This window comes from Streptomyces sp. NPDC088747 (assembly GCF_044751025.1).
Classification (GTDB): Bacteria; Actinomycetota; Actinomycetes; order Streptomycetales; family Streptomycetaceae; genus Streptomyces.
This window is the reverse complement of record NZ_JBIVKZ010000025.1, coordinates 22,406-40,931: the sequence shown is the minus strand read 5'-3', so window position 1 is coordinate 40,931 and position 18,526 is coordinate 22,406. Positions and strand designations below refer to the sequence as shown.

19 protein-coding genes are annotated in these 18,526 nt (G+C 71.3%); 9 read left to right on the top strand and 10 right to left on the bottom strand.

Annotated features, from left to right (window positions below; all coding sequences use genetic code 11):
• Nucleotides 1-62: 62 nt before the first annotated feature.
• Entirely contained in the window at nucleotides 63-683 is a 621-nt protein-coding gene (locus ACIP79_RS39420; RefSeq protein WP_383689004.1) for an L-threonylcarbamoyladenylate synthase, read from the top strand.
• 86 nt (nucleotides 684-769) lie between these two features.
• Here ACIP79_RS39420 and ACIP79_RS39415 read toward each other — a convergent pair whose 3' ends face one another.
• Together ACIP79_RS39415 and ACIP79_RS39410 are read right to left on the bottom strand one after the other, a co-directional pair.
• Nucleotides 770-1,480: an AAA family ATPase gene (locus tag ACIP79_RS39415; RefSeq protein WP_401232007.1), complete on the bottom strand. Its 711-nt coding sequence runs from the start codon at nucleotides 1,478-1,480 to the stop codon at nucleotides 770-772.
• Between the two features lie 122 nt (nucleotides 1,481-1,602).
• Nucleotides 1,603-1,839, bottom strand: coding sequence for a DUF6296 family protein (locus ACIP79_RS39410; protein WP_401232004.1), 237 nt, complete (start codon nucleotides 1,837-1,839; stop codon nucleotides 1,603-1,605).
• Between the two features lie 180 nt (nucleotides 1,840-2,019).
• On the opposite strand from ACIP79_RS39410, the gene ACIP79_RS39405 reads away from it, so the two are divergent.
• Nucleotides 2,020-4,767 (top strand): SpoIIE family protein phosphatase, encoded by a 2,748-nt coding sequence (locus tag ACIP79_RS39405; RefSeq protein ID WP_401232001.1) that lies wholly within the window; start codon nucleotides 2,020-2,022, stop codon nucleotides 4,765-4,767.
• Here the strand turns inward: ACIP79_RS39405 and ACIP79_RS39400 are convergent.
• On the bottom strand, nucleotides 4,758-6,386 hold the full coding sequence (locus ACIP79_RS39400) for an MFS transporter (protein WP_401231999.1): 1,629 nt from the start codon (nucleotides 6,384-6,386) through the stop codon (nucleotides 4,758-4,760). The genes ACIP79_RS39405 and ACIP79_RS39400 overlap by 10 nt on opposite strands.
• 203 nt (nucleotides 6,387-6,589) lie before the next feature.
• On the opposite strand from ACIP79_RS39400, the gene ACIP79_RS39395 reads away from it, so the two are divergent.
• A complete protein-coding gene (locus tag ACIP79_RS39395; RefSeq protein WP_383689646.1) occupies nucleotides 6,590-6,769 on the top strand; it encodes an antitoxin in 180 nt (59 codons plus the stop codon).
• Nucleotides 6,770-6,812: 43 nt separating this feature from the next.
• On the opposite strand, the gene ACIP79_RS39390 is transcribed toward ACIP79_RS39395, so the two are convergent.
• The 5 genes from ACIP79_RS39390 to ACIP79_RS39370 form a co-directional block, all read right to left on the bottom strand.
• On the bottom strand, nucleotides 6,813-7,673 hold the full coding sequence (locus tag ACIP79_RS39390) for an ABC transporter permease (protein WP_401231996.1): 861 nt from the start codon (nucleotides 7,671-7,673) through the stop codon (nucleotides 6,813-6,815).
• Nucleotides 7,633-8,568 (bottom strand): ABC transporter ATP-binding protein, encoded by a 936-nt coding sequence (locus ACIP79_RS39385; RefSeq protein ID WP_401231993.1) that lies wholly within the window; start codon nucleotides 8,566-8,568, stop codon nucleotides 7,633-7,635. The genes ACIP79_RS39390 and ACIP79_RS39385 overlap by 41 nt, the downstream gene beginning before the upstream one ends.
• Nucleotides 8,565-9,020 (bottom strand): MarR family winged helix-turn-helix transcriptional regulator, encoded by a 456-nt coding sequence (locus tag ACIP79_RS39380; protein WP_401231990.1) that lies wholly within the window; start codon nucleotides 9,018-9,020, stop codon nucleotides 8,565-8,567. The genes ACIP79_RS39385 and ACIP79_RS39380 overlap by 4 nt, the downstream gene beginning before the upstream one ends.
• Nucleotides 9,021-9,123: 103 nt before the next feature.
• Nucleotides 9,124-10,188 carry an NAD(+)/NADH kinase gene (locus ACIP79_RS39375; RefSeq protein WP_401231987.1) on the bottom strand — a complete coding sequence of 355 codons (1,065 nt, stop codon included), beginning with the start codon at nucleotides 10,186-10,188 and terminating at the stop codon, nucleotides 9,124-9,126.
• A gap of 19 nt (nucleotides 10,189-10,207) precedes the next feature.
• Nucleotides 10,208-10,912 (bottom strand): GAF and ANTAR domain-containing protein, encoded by a 705-nt coding sequence (locus ACIP79_RS39370; RefSeq protein ID WP_401231985.1) that lies wholly within the window; start codon nucleotides 10,910-10,912, stop codon nucleotides 10,208-10,210.
• 165 nt (nucleotides 10,913-11,077) lie between these two features.
• On the opposite strand from ACIP79_RS39370, the gene ACIP79_RS39365 reads away from it, so the two are divergent.
• Nucleotides 11,078-11,917: an alpha/beta fold hydrolase gene (locus ACIP79_RS39365; RefSeq protein ID WP_401231982.1), complete on the top strand. Its 840-nt coding sequence runs from the start codon at nucleotides 11,078-11,080 to the stop codon at nucleotides 11,915-11,917.
• 310 nt (nucleotides 11,918-12,227) lie between these two features.
• Complete coding sequence (locus ACIP79_RS39360; RefSeq protein ID WP_401231979.1) at nucleotides 12,228-12,635, top strand: hypothetical protein; 408 nt, start codon at nucleotides 12,228-12,230, stop codon at nucleotides 12,633-12,635.
• Nucleotides 12,636-12,837: 202 nt separating this feature from the next.
• Here ACIP79_RS39360 and ACIP79_RS39355 read toward each other — a convergent pair whose 3' ends face one another.
• Entirely contained in the window at nucleotides 12,838-13,011 is a 174-nt protein-coding gene (locus tag ACIP79_RS39355) for a CsbD family protein (RefSeq protein WP_401231976.1), read from the bottom strand.
• Between the two features lie 169 nt (nucleotides 13,012-13,180).
• On the opposite strand from ACIP79_RS39355, the gene ACIP79_RS39350 reads away from it, so the two are divergent.
• The 3 genes from ACIP79_RS39350 to ACIP79_RS39340 all read left to right on the top strand — a co-directional run bounded on the left by ACIP79_RS39350 (nucleotide 13,181) and on the right by ACIP79_RS39340 (nucleotide 14,406).
• Nucleotides 13,181-13,561: a MauE/DoxX family redox-associated membrane protein gene (locus ACIP79_RS39350; protein ID WP_401231974.1), complete on the top strand. Its 381-nt coding sequence runs from the start codon at nucleotides 13,181-13,183 to the stop codon at nucleotides 13,559-13,561.
• Nucleotides 13,558-14,025 carry a peroxiredoxin gene (locus tag ACIP79_RS39345; RefSeq protein ID WP_401231971.1) on the top strand — a complete coding sequence of 156 codons (468 nt, stop codon included), beginning with the start codon at nucleotides 13,558-13,560 and terminating at the stop codon, nucleotides 14,023-14,025. The genes ACIP79_RS39350 and ACIP79_RS39345 overlap by 4 nt, the downstream gene beginning before the upstream one ends.
• A gap of 111 nt (nucleotides 14,026-14,136) precedes the next feature.
• Entirely contained in the window at nucleotides 14,137-14,406 is a 270-nt protein-coding gene (locus ACIP79_RS39340) for a hypothetical protein (protein WP_401231968.1), read from the top strand.
• A 335-nt stretch (nucleotides 14,407-14,741) separates the two neighbouring features.
• On the opposite strand, the gene ACIP79_RS39335 is transcribed toward ACIP79_RS39340, so the two are convergent.
• Nucleotides 14,742-17,564 carry an AAA family ATPase gene (locus ACIP79_RS39335; RefSeq protein ID WP_401231965.1) on the bottom strand — a complete coding sequence of 941 codons (2,823 nt, stop codon included), beginning with the start codon at nucleotides 17,562-17,564 and terminating at the stop codon, nucleotides 14,742-14,744.
• Nucleotides 17,565-17,719: 155 nt separating this feature from the next.
• Here ACIP79_RS39335 and ACIP79_RS39330 point away from each other — a divergent pair, with 155 nt between their 5' ends.
• Nucleotides 17,720-18,415, top strand: a complete 696-nt coding sequence (locus ACIP79_RS39330) for a LuxR C-terminal-related transcriptional regulator (protein WP_387184532.1) — start codon at nucleotides 17,720-17,722, stop codon at nucleotides 18,413-18,415.
• Nucleotides 18,416-18,526: the final 111 nt, after the last annotated feature.

Sequence of the window (18,526 nt, the reverse complement as noted above, 5' to 3'; positions counted from 1 at the left end):
CGGTTGGGCGACAACCGGGGAGGCGGTCGGAAACGCCGCCTCCACGGACCTAAGCTCGACGTATGGCCAAGTACTTTGACGTGCACCCGGAGAACCCGCAGCCGCGCACCATCAGCCAGGTGGCGGAGACCATCCGCGGCGGAGGTCTCGTCGCCTATCCGACGGACTCCTGCTTCGCGCTCGGGTGCCAGCTCGGCAACCAGAAGGGGCTCGACCGGATCCGCTCGATCCGGCGGCTCGACGACCGCCACCACTTCACCCTGATGTGCCAGGACTTCGCGCAGCTCGGTCACTTCGTGCACCTCGACAACGCGGTGTTCCGGGCGATCAAGGCGTCCACCCCCGGCAGTTACACCTTTATCCTCCCCGCGACGAAGGAAGCCCCGCGCAGACTGCTGCACCCGAAGAAGAAGACCGTCGGCGTGCGGATTCCCGACCACGTCGTCGCCCAGGCGCTCCTCGCCGAACTCGGTGAGCCGCTGTTGTCGAGCACCCTTCTCCTGCCGGACGAGGAGAAGCCACTGACCCAGGGGTGGGAGATCAAGGAAGAGCTCGATCACGTCGTGGACGCGGTCCTCGACTCCGGTGACTGCGGCACCGAGCCGACGACCGTCATCGACTTCTCCAGCGGGGAGGCCGAGATCGTACGCCGGGGAGCGGGCGACCCCTCCCGGTTCGAGTAGGCCGGCCTCCGGGGGCGTACGGCCGCGGGTCGAGGGCGGCCTGTGCCCCCCCGCCACTACGGCTACCGCTACGGCTACGGCTACGGCTACGGCTCAACGATGTGCCGCAGATAGGCCTGTGGGTCCGCGAGGTAGCGGCGCCAGTGGTCCACGAGGCCGAGCTCCTGCCAGCCGGTCCTGCGCATGCCGTGCCCGCCGACCTCGACGATGTCCGCGCCCGGCAGGGCGGTCAGGAGTGGGGAGTGGGTGGCGCAGATGACCTGGCCGCCCTCCTTGGTCAACCGGTCGATGTGCCCGATGAGTTCGAGGCACGAGGAGAACGAGAGCGCCGCCTCCGGCTCGTCCAGGACGTAGAGCCCCGCTTGCAGGAACTTGCCGCGGAACGCCGCGAGGAAGCCTTCGCCGTGGCTCACCGAATCGGGCGAGAAGCCCTCTCTGCCGAGGGCGTCGAGGGCGGTCTCGGCCCGCAGGAAGAAGCCCTTGCGGGCCGACCAGCTCGCGGCCATACGGCGTCCGCGCGGCGCCGCGTCGAACCTCATCCGCTCACCGAGCGCCGACTTGCCACGCGGTGAGGCGTAGCGCCAGTCGTGCGAGCCGCCGTAGGAGTCCAGCCCGAAGGCCTCCGCCAGCGCCTCGACCAGGGTCGATTTACCCGAACCGTTCTCACCGACCAGAAAGGTCACCGGCGCCGCGAACCGCAGCCCCTCATCGAGCAACTGCCGTACGCAGGGCACCGACCACGGCCAGCCGTCCTGGTCGTCGGAGGATCGGTGGGCATACGCGCGTTCGACAATCACCGTCCCAGTGTCACCCACCGCACGGATCCGCTCATTGTGTCCCGCGCGGACCCAGGCGCCGTTGACAGGGTCCGCGTGGCGTGAACTACCTTCTGGGAAGGGACGGTTCGACGGCCACGAGTTCAGGGAAGCGGTTCGGCGGAGGGAGACGCCGGTGCCTGGTAGGCGCCGCTGGCCAGCATCCGTACCTCCCCCGCCGGGCTGATCTCCGCGCGGAGGATGCCGGTGGGATCGCAGTACACGGGGTTGCCGCCGGGTCCCACGGTGTCGGTCCGTTCGACGATCACCTCATCGGTCTCGGTCCCACTGCCTGCCGGCCGGTGGGTGAAGGACAGCCGGTAGCGATCCGTGGTTTCCATGACGACCTCCAGCGCTTGAGACGGTTCCAAGAGACAAATGGCGACAAAGACACACTCCTCCATCATGCGTCCGGGCGCCCCCGGACGGCATAGTCACCGACCGGGCCGTTCCTCCCCCGCCCTCGTCACAACGTGTGACGCCTCTCGCCTCCGGGCGCCGGGCAGTGTAGACATATGCACATGGTCCGACTAACGGGTCGATCCTGGGCCCGGTCGAGCCGGGCACCCCACAGACCGCCCGATCCACGGGGGCCGCAGGAGGACGGGCCACGCCGCAGTCCCCTGCGACGGCTGTGGTCGGCGCTGAGCGGTCGCAGCGTCGCCGGCCAGGTTTTCGTGCTGCAAGTGGTCATCGTGCTGCTGCTGGTCGTCTCCGCGGTGGTGGCGCTGGTGCTCCAGGTGCGGCACGACAGTTCGGTGGAGGCCCACAACCGGTCACTGTCCGTCGCCGAGACCTTCGCCAACTCGCCGGGCATCGTCGAGGCGCTGCGTTCCCCCGACCCCACCGCCGTGCTCCAGCCACGGGCCGAAGCCGCGCGCGAGGCGACGAAGGTCGACTTCATCGTCGTCATGAACACCGACGGGATCCGCTACACCCACCCCCTCCCGGACCGGATCGGGAAGAAGTTCGTCGGGGACATCTCCCCCGCCCTGGCCGGCCGCTCCATCACCGAGGAGATCAACGGGACCATCGGGCAGCTGGTACAGGCCGTGGTCCCCGTCGAGGCACCGGACGGATCGGTCGTCGGCATCGTGTCGGCCGGTATCACCACGGCGAACGTCGGCGGTGTCGCGGACCGGCAGCTGCCGCTCCTGCTGGCCGCCGCCGCCGTCGCGCTGGCCCTGGCCACAGCGGGGACGGCGCTGGTGAGCAGACGCCTGCTGCGCCAGACCCGGGGCCTGGGCCCGTACGAGATGACCCGGATGTACGAGCACCACGACGCGGTGCTGCACGCCGTCCGCGAGGGCGTGATCATCATCAGCGGCGACGGGCGGCTGCTGCTCGCCAACGACGAGGCACACCGCCTCCTCGACCTGCCCAAGGACGCCGAGGCGCGGCCGCTCGCCGAACTCGGGCTCGATCCCGACATGGCCGGCCTGCTGGCCTCGGGACGCGTCGCGACGGACGAGGTGCATCTCGTCGGAGACCGGCTGCTCGCGGTCAACCAGCGGCCCACCGACCTCAAGGGCGGCCCGTCCGGCAGCGTCGCGACCCTGCGTGACTCGACCGAGCTGCGGGCGCTGTCCGGGCGGGCCGAGGTGGCACGCGAGCGCCTCAAACTCCTGTACGACGCGGGGGTGGACGTCGGCACAAGCCTGGACGTGACCCGTACCGCCGAGGAACTGGCTGAGGTCACCGTGCCGCGGTTCGCGGACTACGTCACCGTGGACCTGGCCGAGGCCGTGCTGAGCGGCGAGGAACCGGAGAACACCGGCCGGCTGCGCCGCACCGCGTCCAGCGGAATCCACGACGACGCTCCCCTCTACCCCGTGGGCCGGCAGATCACCTTCGTCGCCACCTCGCCGCAGGCCCGCAGCCTCAGCACCGGCGAGTCCTTCATCGAACCCGACCTCAGCAAGGCCGCCGGCTGGCTCGCCCAGGACCTGGAGCGGTCCGCACAGGTCGTGGCGTACGGAATCCACTCACTGATCACCGTGCCGCTGCGGGTGGGCCCGCTGGTGATGGGCGTCGTCAACTTCTGGCGTTCCGAGAAGCCGGAACCCTTCGACGTGGAGGAGCTGACGCTCGCGGAGGAACTGGTGGCACGCGCGGCCGTGTCCATCGACAACGCGCGCCGCTACACCCGCGAGCACACCATGGCCGTGACGCTCCAGCGCAGTCTGCTGCCGCGCAACCTGCCCGAGCAGACCGCCCTGGACATCGCCTACCGCTATCTCCCCGCACAGGCGGGCGTGGGCGGCGACTGGTTCGACGTACTGCCCCTGTCCGGCACCCGGGTCGCCGTCGTCGTGGGCGACGTCGTCGGGCACGGACTGCACGCGGCGGCGACCATGGGCCGGCTGCGTACCGCCGTGCACAACTTCTCGGCGCTGGACCTGCCGCCCGACGAACTGCTGGGCCTGCTCGACGAGTTGGTCGGCCGGATCGACCAGGACGAGAACACGGAGGACGGCGGCGCCGCGGTCACCGGCGCCACCTGCCTGTACGCGATCTACGACCCGATCTCCCGTACATGCACGGTCGCCAGGGCCGGTCATCCGCCCCCCGCACTGGTGCGCCCCGACGGCCGCGTCGAGTTCCCCGAGGTGCCCGCCGGTCCGCCGCTCGGTCTCGGCGGTCTGCCGTTCGAAACGGTCGATCTGGTGATCGAGGAGGGCAGCCGGCTGGTTCTCTACACCGACGGGCTCGTGGAGGACAGGGAACGGGACATCGACGTGGGTCTCGACATGCTGGCCACCGCCCTGGCCGGGTCCGACCGGTCACCGGAGGACACCTGCCGGGCCGTACTGGACGCGCTCCTTCCCGCCAGGCCCAGCGACGACATCGCGCTGATCGTGGCCCGCACCCACGCGCTGGACGCCGACCGGATCGCCGACTGGCAGGTGCCCGCCGACCCGGCGGCCGTCGGCGAGGTACGCGCCTCGGTCACCCGGCAGCTCGCCCGATGGGGCCTGGAGGACATGGCGTTCACCACCGAGCTGATACTCAGCGAGCTGGTCACCAACGCCATCCGCTACGGCAGCGGGCCGATCCAGGTACGGATGCTGCGTGACCGCAGCCTGATCTGCGAGGTCTTCGACAGCAGCAGCACCTCGCCCCATCTGCGCTACGCGGCCACCACGGACGAGGGCGGACGCGGTCTGTTCCTGGTCGCGCAGCTCTCCGAACGCTGGGGCACCCGCTACACCGCGGCGGGCAAGGTGATCTGGGCCGAGCAGCAACTGCCCGCCGACGCTCAGCCCTGAGGAGGCCGGCCCTCGTGTGTCCCCGGCGGGCGTGCGTTCGTGTCGGCCGGGCTCCCGGTGGCGTCCCCGGCCTCGGCGAGCGGCAGGGCACCGCCGCCCTGGAGCCGCTCCAGGTCGTCGGGGCGCACCTGGATGACGACCAGGGCGATCAGCGCGGCCACGACGGCGAAGACGGCGGCGACGACGAACGAGCTGGAGATGCCGGAGGCGAGCACCTGGTCGCTCCAGGGCTTGGGGAGCTGGCCCGTCCTGCGGAACTCCAGCCGCTGCGCCGGGCTCGCGTCCGCCATGAACCGGGCGACCTGGTCGGTGGCCTCGTTGCGGCTGGCCGTCCCGAAGACAGTGACCAGGACGGACAGGCCGAGCGAACCGCCCACCTGCTGAGTGGCGTTGAGGATCCCGGAGGCGGCTCCCGTGTCCTTGGGAGCCACACCCGACACGGCCATCAGCGTCAGCGAGACGAACTGGAGGCCCATGCCGAAGCCGAAGACCAGCATGGGGCCGAAGATGCTGCCCGCGTACGTGCTGTCGACATCGGTCAGGGTCAGCCAGCCGAGTCCCACGGCGGCCAGCACCGCGCCCACGGCCATGAAGGGCTTCGGCCCCCACCTGGGCAGGAACTGCGAGGCGCATCCCGCGCCGATCGCGATGATCACGCTGACCGGCAGGAAGGCGAGTCCGGCCCGCAGCGGGCTGAAGCCGAGGATGTTCTGCACGAAGAGGGTCAGGAAGAAGAACATGCCGAACATCGCGGCGGCCAAGCTGAGCATCATCGCGTAGACACCGGCGCGGTTGCGGTCGCGGAACATCCACAGCGGGGTGATCGGCTGCTTGGACCGTTGCTCGACGAAGATGAACAGGGCGAGGAACACGACCGCCGCCACGAAGGCCGCGACGGTCACGCTGTCGCTCCAGCCCTCCTCCGAGGCCCGGATGAAGCCGTAGACCAGCAACACCATGCCGAGCGTTGAGGTGAGTGCGCCGAGGATGTCGAAGTGTCCGGCGTGGCGTTCGGACTCCCGGATGTAGCGGGGCGTCGCCAGCACGATCAGCAGGCCGATGGGCACGTTGACGAAGAGGACCCAACGCCAGTCGAGCCACTCCACGAGCAGGCCGCCGGCGAGCAGGCCGATCGCGCTGCCGCCCGCCGAGACGGCCGCGAATACGCCGAACGCCCTGTTGCGTTCCGGCCCTTCGCGGAAGGTCGTGGTGATCAGCGACAGCGCGGTGGGTGAGGCGATGGCACCGCCGACGCCCTGGAGCGCGCGGGCCGCCAGCAACTGCCAGGATTCCTGGGAGAGTCCGCCGAGCAGCGAGGCGAACACGAAGAGCAGCACGCCGAACACGAAGACCCTGCGTCTGCCGAGGATGTCGCCGAGCCGACCGCCGAGCAGCAGCAGACCGCCGAAGGTCAGCGTGTAGGCGTTGATCACCCAGGAGAGGTTCTCGGTCGAGAAACCGAGCGATGTCTGGATGTGCGGCAGAGCGATGTTCACGATGGTGATGTCGAGGACCACCATCAGCTGGCAGGAGGCGATGACGAGGAGGGCTATACCGCTGCCTCTGCCACGCTCAGGGGAGTCGGCGGGCTGCGAAGGTGTGGTCCGAGCGCCTGTCATGGGATGCCCCGCGTCTCAGTTCAGTGGTGGACGTGGACGATCACCACATCGACGTTAGTGCCGGGCACCCGACCCCACCACTCGATCATGCGGGTCTGGCGGCCGTCGCCGCACGTCGCGCGGGGTGTTCCGGCGCTGAGATGCGGGGACCCGGCACCACGGGAACACTGGGGCATTGGGGGCACAAGCGAGAGGACACCATCATGTCCGTGATGGACAAGCTGAAGAGCATGCTCAAGGGCCACGAGTCGCAGGCCGGCAAGGGCATCGACAAGGCGGGCGACGCGGTCGACAGCAAGACACAGGGCAAGTACAGCGGGCAGGTCGACACCGGGCAGGAAAAGCTCAGGGACCAGTTCGGTACGCGCCCCGAGGACCGGTAGGGCCGCGCCCGGCCGGTTACGCGGCCGGGCGCGCTCGCCGGGCTCAGCGGGCCAGCCGCCCCAGCAGTGAGGAGGCGGACCAGATGCCCAGAGCCGCGGCGACGGCCAGAACGCCGAAGTCGAGTGCCAGGTGGGCGGGCGTGCCGAGCAACAGCCCGCGCAGCGCGTCCACTTGGTAACTCAACGGGTTCACCTTGCTGACGACCTGGAGCCAGCCGGGCATGATGTCCACCGGATACAGGGCGTTGGAGCCGAAGAACAGCGGCATCGTGATGGCCTGACCGATGCCCATCAGCCGGTCCCTGCTGAGCACGATGCCCGCGATGGTCATCGAGAGGCAGGAGAAGAAGGCCGACCCGAGGATGACGGCCACCGCTACACCCAGCAGGCGAAGGGGATTCCACGTCATCCCCACGCCGAGCAGTGCGGCGATGACGACGACCACGACGGCCTGGATCACCGCTTTGAGGCCGGAGGCGAAGGCCTTGCCGGTGATGAGCGCCGACCGCGGTGTCGGGGTGACGAGCAGTTTGGTGAGGATCCCCGCGTCACGTTCCCAGATGATCTGGATGCCGTAGAAGATGGCGATGAACATCGCGGACTGGGCGATGATGCCCGGCGCCAGGTAGTCGATGTAGGGGATGCCGCCGGTGGGTATCGCCTTGATCCTGGTGAAGGTCTCGCCGAAGATCAGCAGCCACAGTGCGGGCTGGACCGCCCGCGTGTAGAGCTCCGTGCGGTCGTGGCGGATCTTCTGGAGCTCGACGGCGCACATGGCGCCGACCCGGGCGGGCAGCACCCGCCAGCCGGTGCGGGCCCGGGGTGGGATCAGCAGCAGTTCGAGGCCGGCCGGGTGGACGCGGTCAGCCGACCCGGGTCGCGGTACGGCGGGTGCTTCGGACATCGCGGAAGTCTCCTGACTTGTCGTCGAGGCCGCTGCCGGCGATGTCGCGGAAGACGTCCTCCAGCGTGGGCAGTTCACCGGGTTCCGTGGTGCCGCGCCGTTCACCGAGGCCGGCCCGCAGCTCGCCGGGCGTACCGAGGGCGTGGACACGGCCGTGGTGCATCAGGGCGACGCGGTCGCAGTACTGGTCGGCCTCGTCCATGTAGTGGGTGGTCACCAGGACGGTCATGCCGGTGGCGGCCCGTACGGCGTTGATGTGCTCCCAGACGCTGGTCCTGGCGATCGGGTCGAGGCCGATCGTCGGTTCGTCGAGGATGAGCAGCCGGGGCGCGCTCACCAGGGCCTGGGCGAGTTCGAGACGGCGGACCATGCCTCCGGAGTACGTCTTGGCGAGCCGGCCGGCCGCGTCGGAGAGGTCGACGGCCGCGAGCGCCTGGTCCACACGTGCGGCGCGTTCGCTGCGTGCGACGTCGAAGACGCGGGCGAACAGTTCCACGTTCTCCCGGCCCGTGAGTCCGGAGTCGGCGGAGAGTTGCTGCGGTACGTAGCCCAACAGGCGCCGTACCGGCATGCGTTCGCGGGCGGCGTCGTGTCCGAACACGCGGACCTTGCCGGCGGGGACCGGCAGGAGTGTGGTGATGCAGCGGATGGCCGTGGTCTTTCCGGCGCCGTTGGGACCGAGCAGGCCGAACACCTCACCGTCGCGGACGGACAGGTCGAGTTCGTCGACGGCGGTCGTGTCGCCGAAGGTGTAGGTGAGCGCGGAGCAGGTCACGGCGTCGGTACGCGGATCGGGTGCCACGGTCGGTCCGTCGTCGGCGGCCTTCGTGGTGCTCGGTTCCCGAACGGTTTCCTGGCCCACGGCGTCTCCCTCCTGGCTCGTGTGACGTGTCATGTCTCCTCGGCCTCCTCGTGCAGATTCGTCGCGAGCCTGCGCAGGGCCGGGAGGGCCGCCTCCAGCGCGGCACGGTCGGCCTCGTCGAGACGGGTCACCTGGCGGCGTACGAGTGCGGCGCGGCGCAGGCGCCAGTCGCGCAGCCGGGCTTCGGCCACCGGGGAGGGCAGCAGTCGCGCGGCGCGCCGGTCGGCGGGGTCCGTCTCTCGGATCAGATAGCCCTCCGCCGCCAGCCGGTTGACCAGTGTCGAGACCGAATTGCCGGCCAGATAGAGCTCCTTGGCGGCCTCCGACACACCGATGCCCGGCCGGTCCACGACCAGACGCAGCAAGTCGATCTCGGCGCCGCGCAGTTGCGGAGCGGACATGCCGCTCCGCAGCCGCCGCCTGATCAGCCTCTGCAGGCCGCTCAGGGCATCGGCAAGCGCCTCGGGGAAGGTCTCCGACTCCACGCTCCGACGATAGCTCTGCGTCAGAGGTATTTCGGAAAAGGGAGGGTCAAGAAAGGGCAAGCAGTGGGCAGTGGGCAGTGGGTTCAGCGTAGGCCCGGCAGGCTCAGCGTGGCATCGGTGGCGGCCGCAGTCGCAGATGCGCGAGATCCGGCGGGATCGGGGAGTCCGGCCAGAAGAACGGCGCGGGGTCCCCGTCCGTCGCCGTGGCGGGTGCGTCGGTGAGCCGGAACCTGTCGCGGAGCCTGCCGTAGAAGTCGGTGGGACGCAGCCGGATGAGGCGCGCTCGCTGCGGGGCACGGAAGACGCCGATCCAGTCGCCGGGATCGAGCACGCCGCGCAGCTGGCCGTCGACGCTGACCGCGGCCTGTCCCGAGTGCGGCAGGACGCGCAGTGCCACCGGTTCGTCGGGGCCGGCGACGACACTGCGGTCGAAGGTCATGTGGGGCGCGATGGGGGTGAAGACGACCGCGTCCATGTGCGGGGAGAGGACCGGGCCTCCGGCGGCGAAACTGTAGGCCGTGGAGCCGGTGGGGGTGGTGACCGCGACGGCGTCGGCGGAGTAGAAGGCCAGCAGGCGGCCCGCCAGATAGACGCCCACGCTCACCTGGTGGTCCCGGGCCAGTTTCTCCACGACGACGTCGTTCAGCGCGTAGACGTCGAGGGCCAGCCCCCAGCCCCCTCCCTCGGTGCTCTCGGGGCGCACCCGCGGGGGCGGAAGGGCGGGGCCGCGGCCGTAGCGCAGCAGGGCTTCCATGCCGTCGGGGATCTCCAGGGCCCGGGAGGCGCGCATGGTCAGCGTCATGCGTTCCTCGACGGTCGCGCGGCCCTGGTGGACCGCTTCCAGCGCCTCGCCGACGTCGCACGCCTCCACCTCGGTGAGGAAGCCGACCTTGCCCAGGTCGACCCCGAGGACGCTCGCCCCGCTCTTGAGCGCGATCCGCGCCCCTCTGAGGAACGTACCGTCGCCGCCGAGGGTCACCACGAGGTCGGGGTTGCCCGCCGCCTGCGCCTCGGCCCGGCCGCTGAGGCGCTGGTGGTCCTTGGCCCACACGTCGATGTCGGTGCAGGGGATGCCGTGGGCGGCGCACCAAGCGTGCACGGTGCGGGCCACGTCCTGGGAGGCCGGGCGGCCCATGTGGACCACCAGGCCGACGCGCTGTACAGCCATGGAAACCTCCAGGGAGCGCTCAGGTCGGTCTCTCACCCGTCTCACAGACCCGGCGGGCCACCTCGCGGAGTTTGATGTTGTGGTCCTGGGAGGCCTTCTTGAGGACGCCGAAAGCCGTTTCCTCGGTCAGGCCATGGCGTTCCATGAGGATCCCCATGGCCTCGCCGATCTCGTGACGGGTCTCCAGGGCGTGGCCGAGCTGCTGGTGGGTGCGGGCCGCGGCGAAGGCGACGGCCGCGTGCGAGGCCAGGACCCAGCCCGCGCGCTGAGCCACCTCGTCGAAGGTGCCGGGGCGGTGGGAGTACAGGTTGAGCGCGCCCAGCTCGTCGTCCTCGGTGTAGAGCAGGAAGCCCATCATGCTTCCCATGCCCAGTTTCCTCAGCTCCGGGGCGAAGCGGGACCACCGTTCGTGCGGATCGTTCAGATCCTTAATGGCGTAGACCTGTGTGCGGTCGGTGACGGCGTCGAAGCACGGCCCCTCCCTGAGGTCCTGCTGGATCCGGTCAGCCGTGCGCACCACCTGGTCCGTCGCGGCCAGAGCCGTCACCTCACCCCGCCGCACGGTGAGGATGCCGGCCGCGTCACAGCCGTTGATCAGCACCGTCGCGTGTTCCACGATGCGGTCCATGGTGGCCTGGACCGAGTCCTGGGCCAGCAGATCGCGTGCCATTTCCGCCAGGGCCACGGCGAACCGCTCCCAGTCCTCACGGGACTGATCCGACATGTACCCACCTGCTTTTCCGTGGCAGCGCGAACACCGCTCACTCGGGCCTCCATCTTGCCACCGGCGTGCCCGCGCCGCGCAGAGCGGGCATTCACAGGGCTCCGGGCCCCGCGGCTCCGGTGAATCCTGTTGCTCCGGCCGTGCCGCGCTGCCAGGGTCTTGGCCATGCCCCGTTTCTCCACACCCGACGGAACCGAACTCACCTACCACGTGTTCGGAGACGGATCTCCGGTGGTCTGCCTGCCCGGCGGCCCGATGCAGGCGTCCGTGTACCTCGGCGACCTCGGCGGCCTCTCGGCGCACCGGAAGCTGGTCATGCCGGATCTCCGGGGCACCGGGCAGTCGCAGACGCCGACGGACCCCTCCTCGTACCGCTGCGACCGGCTGGTCGACGACGTGGAAGCCCTGCGCGAGCAGCTCGGCCTGGACAGGATGGACCTGCTCGCGCATTCCGGCGGTACGAATCTGGCGGCGCTGTACGCCGCCCGGCACCCGGAGCGGGTGAGCAGGCTCGCGCTGATCACGCCGAGCGTCCTGGCCGTCGGACTGACCGTCCCCGGGGAGCTCCGCCGCGAGACGGCGTGGCTGCGGCGGGACGAGCCGTGGTTCCCCGACGCCTTCGCCGCCCTGGAGGCGGTCACCGAGGGCCGGGCCACGGAGGACGACTGGCGGGCGATCACGCCGTTCCGCTACGGCCGCTGGGACGAGCGGGCGCGGGCCCACCACGCCGCCGAGGAGGGCCAGCGAAATGACGAGGCGGCGGCCGCCTACGGCGCCGAGGGCGCTTTCGACCCGGCGGGCACCCGCTCGGCGCTCGCCCTGCTGGGGGCGCCGGTTCTGCTGCTCGCCGGTGAGGCCGACCTGAACTCCCCTCCTGCCGCCACGGCAGAGCTCGCGGGGCTGTTCCCCAACGCCCGGGTGGTCGTCCAGCCGGGCGCCGGACACTTTCCGTGGCTGGACGACAGCGAGCGGTTCGTGGTGACCACGGCGGGGTTCCTCGGATAGACCGCGAAATACGCGAGGGACGCCCCCCGCGACTGCGGGGACAAGTGGGGCCACGGACAGGCAAAGATCATCGGAGACGTCATCAAGGTGTGGAACGGAGGAAGTTGAGCATGCGTCTGACAAGGCGGGCAGTGCTCCGGCGTTGTCCCGTCCGCATTGTCAGTGCCCTCGGGAACAATGCTGAGCAGCGAGAACGTCACCGCCCCGGGCGGTACGCGATCGAAACCCGTCCGTCGAAAGGCCGCCCGTACATGACGCTCCTCCCCCACCACCGCGCCGTGCCGCAGGCCCTGACCGGAGGCCGGTGACCATGCTCCGAGCCATTCCCCGCACACCCGCTCCGCTCAGCCCCGGCGGTGCCGAGATCCTGCGTCTCGTGACGGAACAGCGCGCGCCGGTCTTCCTCACCGTGCACCCCAACGGGCGTCGTCGGTACGGCTACTGGCAGGCCGTCGGTTCCGAGGCCGGCCGCGGGGGCTGCCACGTGGCCCTGCCCACCGCCGAGTGCGACGCGCTGCACGCGGCGGGCCGGATAGAGCTGGGGGATCCCGTGATCGACCCCGGGAAGACCACCTACCCGGTGCGGGTGGCGATACGCCCGGCGCCGTCCCTGGCAGGCTCACGGCGGCAGGCCGTGACCGGTTCACCCCGGCAGGCCGTGACCGGCGCAGCGCGCCTGGCGCCGGTCGACTCGCCGCGGCAGGCTCTGACGGCGTGAGCGCCCACGCGGAGGCGTTCGCGCACATGGCGGTTATCGCGAACATGCCGGCTTTCGCGAACACTTCGGCCTTCGGGGGCACGTCGGCCTTCGCGAACCCTTCAGCCTTAGCGAACACGTCGGCTTCCGCGAACACGCCGGCGGCGGACAACGAAGCGGGCCCGCCACACCGAGGTGTGACGGGCCCAGCGGCGTAGCGGCGTCAGTGCCGGAAGACGTCCTTCATCTTCTCCTTGGCCTGGCGGGCGTCGCCCTTGGCCTGGTCCGCCCTGCCCTCGGCCGTCATGCGCTCATTGCCGACAGCCCTTCCGGCGGCTTCCTTGGCCTTGCCCTTGGCCTGCTCCATCTTGGCCTTGTTCTTCTGGTTCTTGGCCATCGTGGTTCACATCCTCGCTGGCTCGACTCATGCGATCCACTGGTACGACTCACCGGCGAAGCGCGCCTCAAACATCAGGGTCCGACTGCCGCCGCCGTGCGCGTACCCCCCTCGCCCACGCGGACTTACTATCCAGTAAGGTCGCGCGACAGACTCCCGAGGAGGAAACGTGCCGAGGTCGGAACGCTCACCACTGTTGCTCGCCGGCCTGCTGGCCACCGCGGGCGCCGCTCACTTCGTCGCACCGCGCCAGTTCGACGCGATCATCCCGAGCGCGCTGCCCGGGCGGCCCCGGGCATGGACCTATGCGAGCGGTGCCATGGAGCTGGCGCTCGCGGCCGGGGTGGCGCTGCCGCGTACCCGCCGGGCCGCCGCGCTGGCGACCGCGGCCTTCTTCGTCGGGGTGTTCCCGGCCAACGTCCAGATGGCCGTGGACTGGCGCGACAAGCCGACGCCGCTCAAGGCCGCCGCCCTGGCGCGACTTCCGGTGCAGGTTCCCCTCGTACTGTGGGCACGAGGCGTCGCCAAGGGTGGGAAGGGACAGTCATGACACGTGGTGTCGGGGTGGGTGACACGGTCGAGGACTTCGCTCTGCCGGACGACACGGGTACGGTCCGCGGGCTGTCGGAGCTGCTGGCCGACGGTCCGGTGGTGCTGTTCTTCTATCCCGCGGCTCTCACCTCGGGCTGCACCGCCGAGGCGTGCCACTTCCGCGATCTGGCCGCGGAGTTCGCCGCCGCCGGTGCGCGGCCGGTCGGGATCAGCGGTGATCCGGTCGAGCGTCAGAAGGAGTTCGCCGGACAGCACACGCTCGGTTTCCCGCTGCTGTCCGACGTCGACGGAACGGTCCGCGAGCGGTTCGGGGTGCGACGCGGCTTCTCCCTGGCGCCCACCAAGCGCGTCACCTTCGTCATCGGGCAGGACCGTACGGTTCTGGAGGTGGTCCGCAGCGAACTGCGGATGAGCGCACACGCCGACCGCGCCCTCGCCGCGCTGGGCGCCCGCAGGAGCTGAGGCATTCGGCCGGCGAACACATGGCCCCGGCCGCGGGGGCGTACTCACCCGATTCGGCGCCATCGGCGAGCAAGGGCGTACCACCGGCGGCTGTTTCCGCGTTGCAGCGGCATGGAACGCACAGCCACCGCGACCGGGAGCCTCCTGGACCTGGGAACGCGTCCGCTCGCCGAGTTCGACGATCCGCAGCGGGCACACCCGCCGATCTACGCGTCCCTCGTGGCCGAGTGGCGGGCAAGGGGACGGACCGTGCCCGGCCAGGACGAGTCGCCGTGCGCCGTTCCCGCCACCCCGCCCGGCGACGACGTGACGCTCGCCGACAGCGGCCGGTGGGAGCGGGTCCCCGTCGGCCGGGCCGAACCCGTCGGCGCACCCACGTGAACAGGCCCCGCCCCTTGCGGATGGTGGACGGGACCTGCTCACCGCGCCTCATTCTCAGCGCCCCGCCCGGCTTCCGGGAGGGTGCGCGACCCGGCCCCACCCGCGATCCGGTGCGCACCCCGTGTGAACGGCGCGCTTTCGGGGGCGGTGCCTGGCCCGTCGTCGCTCCGATCGGGCCGTACGACCGCCGGCACGGGCCGCGTTCGACGACGGCACCGCGGACGGGGAGCCGCCCGGCCAGCAGGCGAACAGCGGCTGTGGGCCCGTACCGACGCTGAGCGCACACGGCCGACGGTCGGCCCCACCGGGCCTCAGGCGGCACGCGCTCCCGCGCCTCAGCCGCCCCGTACCGGCCCGGCCTCCCGCTCGCCCATCGCGGCGGGGAGTTCCGCCCTGCGGCGGATGCCCAGCTTGCGGTAGGAGCTGGTGAGGTGGGTCTCGACGGTGCGCCGGGCCAGGTGCAGGAGCTCCGCGATCTCGGTGTTCGTCCGCCCGTCGGCGGCGAGGGCGGCGATGCGGCGTTCGCTGCCGGTCAGCGCGGCCCAGCCGGTGAGCGCCGTCGCGGCGCCCCGTGAACGTGGCTCGGGCAGCGCCTCCTGCGCGAGGGCCCGCATGCGCACCGCGCCCAGCCGTTCCGCTCGCTCGGCCGCCTCCCGCAGCGCCTCCCGCGCGCGTGCCCGGTCACCGGACGCGGAGAGCTGCCGCCCCTGCGCGATGAGGGCGGGGATCAGCTCGGTCCACGCGGAGGCGTCGCGGAGCAGGTGGACGGCTCTCGCCGCGAGTTCCAGACCTCGTCTGCCTCCGGTCGCCGTGGCGAGCCCCCGCATCGCCCGGCCCACCAGCCGGGGGGTGTTCCACACCAGCGCGAGCCGCATCTCCTCGCGGGCCAGGGCGAGGGCCTCCTGCGGACGTCCGAGCGCGACGCGGCAGTCGGCGGCCGCGCTCCGCCAGGGCGTGACGACCGGGCTCACCACGTCGCGGGCCGTCTGCCGGCGCCCGCATTCCAGGAAGTCGCTGAGCGCGCCGGCCTGATCACCCGACGCGGACCGCAACACGCCCCGCGCGTAAAGGAACCGGTTGAGTTCCCAGGATTCGCGCGCGTCGCGGAGATCGAAGCTGTCCGCGAGGCGGGCGGCCTCCGGGATACGTCCTGTCTCGACCAGGGCGATCACGGCGTGCGCGTGCGCGTTGGCCGGGTCGGTCCGCGCGTGACGGGGTTCGGTGACCTGCCAGGCGGCGGGGTCGGCCAGCAGATCCGCGTACGCTCCCCGGACCGCGGCGATGTCCGCCCGCACGTTCAGCAGTGCCGGATTCATGGGGTGCAGCAATAAAGGTCGCTGTACGGCCAGTCCGCGCGACACCAGCCGTTCGGCCTCGTCCGGTTCGTCGGCCCACTGCGCGACGGCGGCGGCCGTGCCCAGCAGGAAGGGTTCCGCGAGCGGGTCGGTGGGTTCGTCGAGGAGCGCGCGCATCCGTGTCATCGCCGTGGCCGCCGAGATGTGGGCCGCCGTCGACTCGTGGCGCACCAGCAGTGCCCGCCCGGCCGTCCCGATGAGATGCGGCGACCGTTCGGCGGTTTCGTACAGCCACCGGTAGGCCTCCTGTCTGACCGTCTGGTCATGGTCGGACAGCAGTGCGGAGGCGTTCTGCAGGAGCCGGATCAGATCGGGGTGGTCGGCCAGCTGCCCGTCCAGGCCGCGGAGCGCGTCGACCGCGGCGCGCGCCTCGCCCCGCAGGGCCAGCGCCGTACCCAGCGCGACCGCGGCGCGCGCCCGGTCCTCGGGCATCCCCGGCAGCCTTGTCGCCTCGGCGAGCCGCGGTATCCCCGCCGAGGAGCGCGCGACGGCGAACTCCAGGGATCCCAGCTCCGTGAGGACCGTGGCACGGCGGCTGGGCGTCAGCGGCTCCTCCAGCGTCCGGCGCAGGTAGGACACCGCGTCACCGGTTCTGCCGTGCCGGACCGCGACGGTGGCGGCGTCCAGGAGCACGGCCACGGCCCACTCCGCGCCCGGGCCGACCGCGGGAGTCCGCAGCAGTTGCCCTGCCACCGCCTCGGCGTGGTCGCCGCGGCTGAGCATCACCTCGGCCGCCGTACGGTGGGCCGCCTGCCGTCGGACGCTCGGCCAGCCGCTCAACACCGCGTCCCGCAGCAGGGGGTGGGCGTAGCGGGGCCGCCCGTCCTCGTCGCGGCACAGTAGCCCGAGGCGGGTCATCGCGGTGAGCCAGCCCGGCACCCTCGCGGGGTCGACTCCCGCCATCCGGGCGAGCAGTTCGGCCGTGCCCTCGGCCTGCCCGTCGTCCAGGGCGTCGTCGTCGAGGGCCGCGAGGGCGCGGGCGACACCGGCGGTCGCGGGCCCGGCGCTGTCCAGCCACCACGAGACGGCTGCCGGGTAGGCGCCCGGGTAGAGGGCCGCGCAGGTCTCCGGCACGGATTCGGGCAGCGGATCGTCCGGGTCCTTCGCGCGGAGATCGTCCAGCAGGGCGCGCAGCAGCAGCGGACTGCCCGCGCCGGCCCGTACGCAGTCGTCCACCCACCCCTGTTCCGCCGTCCCGGTCTCCGAACGGACCAGCTCCGCGGCGGCGTTGGCGCTCAGCGGGGAGAGCGTGTGGGTGCGTACGAGGGTGGGTGAGAGCGTGTGCGCCAGGCCCTCCGAGGGCGGGTCGATGTCGTACTGGCAGCGCTCGGTCACGATGAGCAGGAGAGGCAGTGTGTCGATCCGCCGGGCGGCGTCGACGAGCCAGCGGCGTGAGGACCCGTCGGCGAAGTGGATGTCGTCCACGGCCACCAGGAGGGGCGCGTCGGAGGCGTAGGCGCGGAGCCGGTTCCACAGCTGTGCGGCGTACGTCCTGTCGTACGAGGGGGCGCCGTGGTCCGGACGGGGCTCGGCGGCGTTCACGGGTTCGGTCTCCGAGGACAGCAGCCTGAGGACGGCGGAGAAGGGAACCGCGTCGTCGTCGGGCGCGCAGCGGGCACGCAGCACCCGCACGCCGCGGGTCTGTGCCTGCGCGGCGACCGCTTCCAGGAGGGCGGTGCGGCCGGTTCCGGACGCCCCGCGGAGCAGCACGAGGCGGCCGGACCCGGCCTGGGCGCGATCCGCCTCGGCCGCCACCAGCTCCACGGCTTCCCGGCGTTCACGCAGTGGTCCGAGTTCGCACATCGATGCCTCCTTTTGTCGGCGTCTCATGATCGATCTCGTGGTGCGTCTCGTGGTGCTCCACGATTGCGCGGGTACACCGGGCACAGAAGGCTGTGCCAGGCCGATCAGTCACTGACGGCACGGGGGCCACCGGCACGCGGACTTGGGAGTAACGGTTGCGCAGCTCACAACGGCCCCCCGACGCGGGCGCGTCACACCCGCCCACCGGGACGGGCGAAGCGGATTCCAGAGGCCGGATACCCGTGGTGGTCCACGCACCGGACCCGATCTCCCGGGCCGGGGTACGCGGCCTGGTGGCGCGGCAGCCGGTGATCGATCTCCTCGACGACGTGGCGGCCGGCCCCGGCACGGTCGCCGTCCTGGTGAGCGAGACACCGGACGAGAGCACGCTCGCGCGGCTGCGCCAGCTGGTGCGCGGTGACGGAGCGCGCGCCGTGCTGGTGGTGGGCACGATCCGGGAGGCCGAGCTCCTCGATGTCATCGAGTGCGGGGTCGGGGCGATCGTCTGGCGCCACGAGGCCAGTGCGCACCGGCTGGTGCAGGCCGTGCTCGCGGCCTCTCGGGGCGACGGCGACCTGCCCGCGGATCTCCTGGGACGCCTCATCACTCAGGTGGGTTCACTCCAGCGCGGCGCGACGGGCCAGTCCGGCGCCCCGCTCTCCGGTCTGTTACCGCGTGAGATCGATGTCCTGAGGCTGGTGGCCGAGGGACTGGACACCGGGGAGATAGCGAGCAAGCTGTCCTACTCCGAACGCACGGTCAAGAATGTCATGCACGGGCTAACCACTCGGCTGCACTTACGCAACCGCGCACACGCCGTGGCCTATGCCCTTCGCGAAGGCTACATCTGATCGAACGTACCTTCGCAAGAGGGCCGTTCGGGCAGCCGGGCCGGACCGGAGGGGAACCTCGGGTCCGGCCCGCTCTTCGTGGTCAGGTGAACGTGTCACTCCTTGATCGGG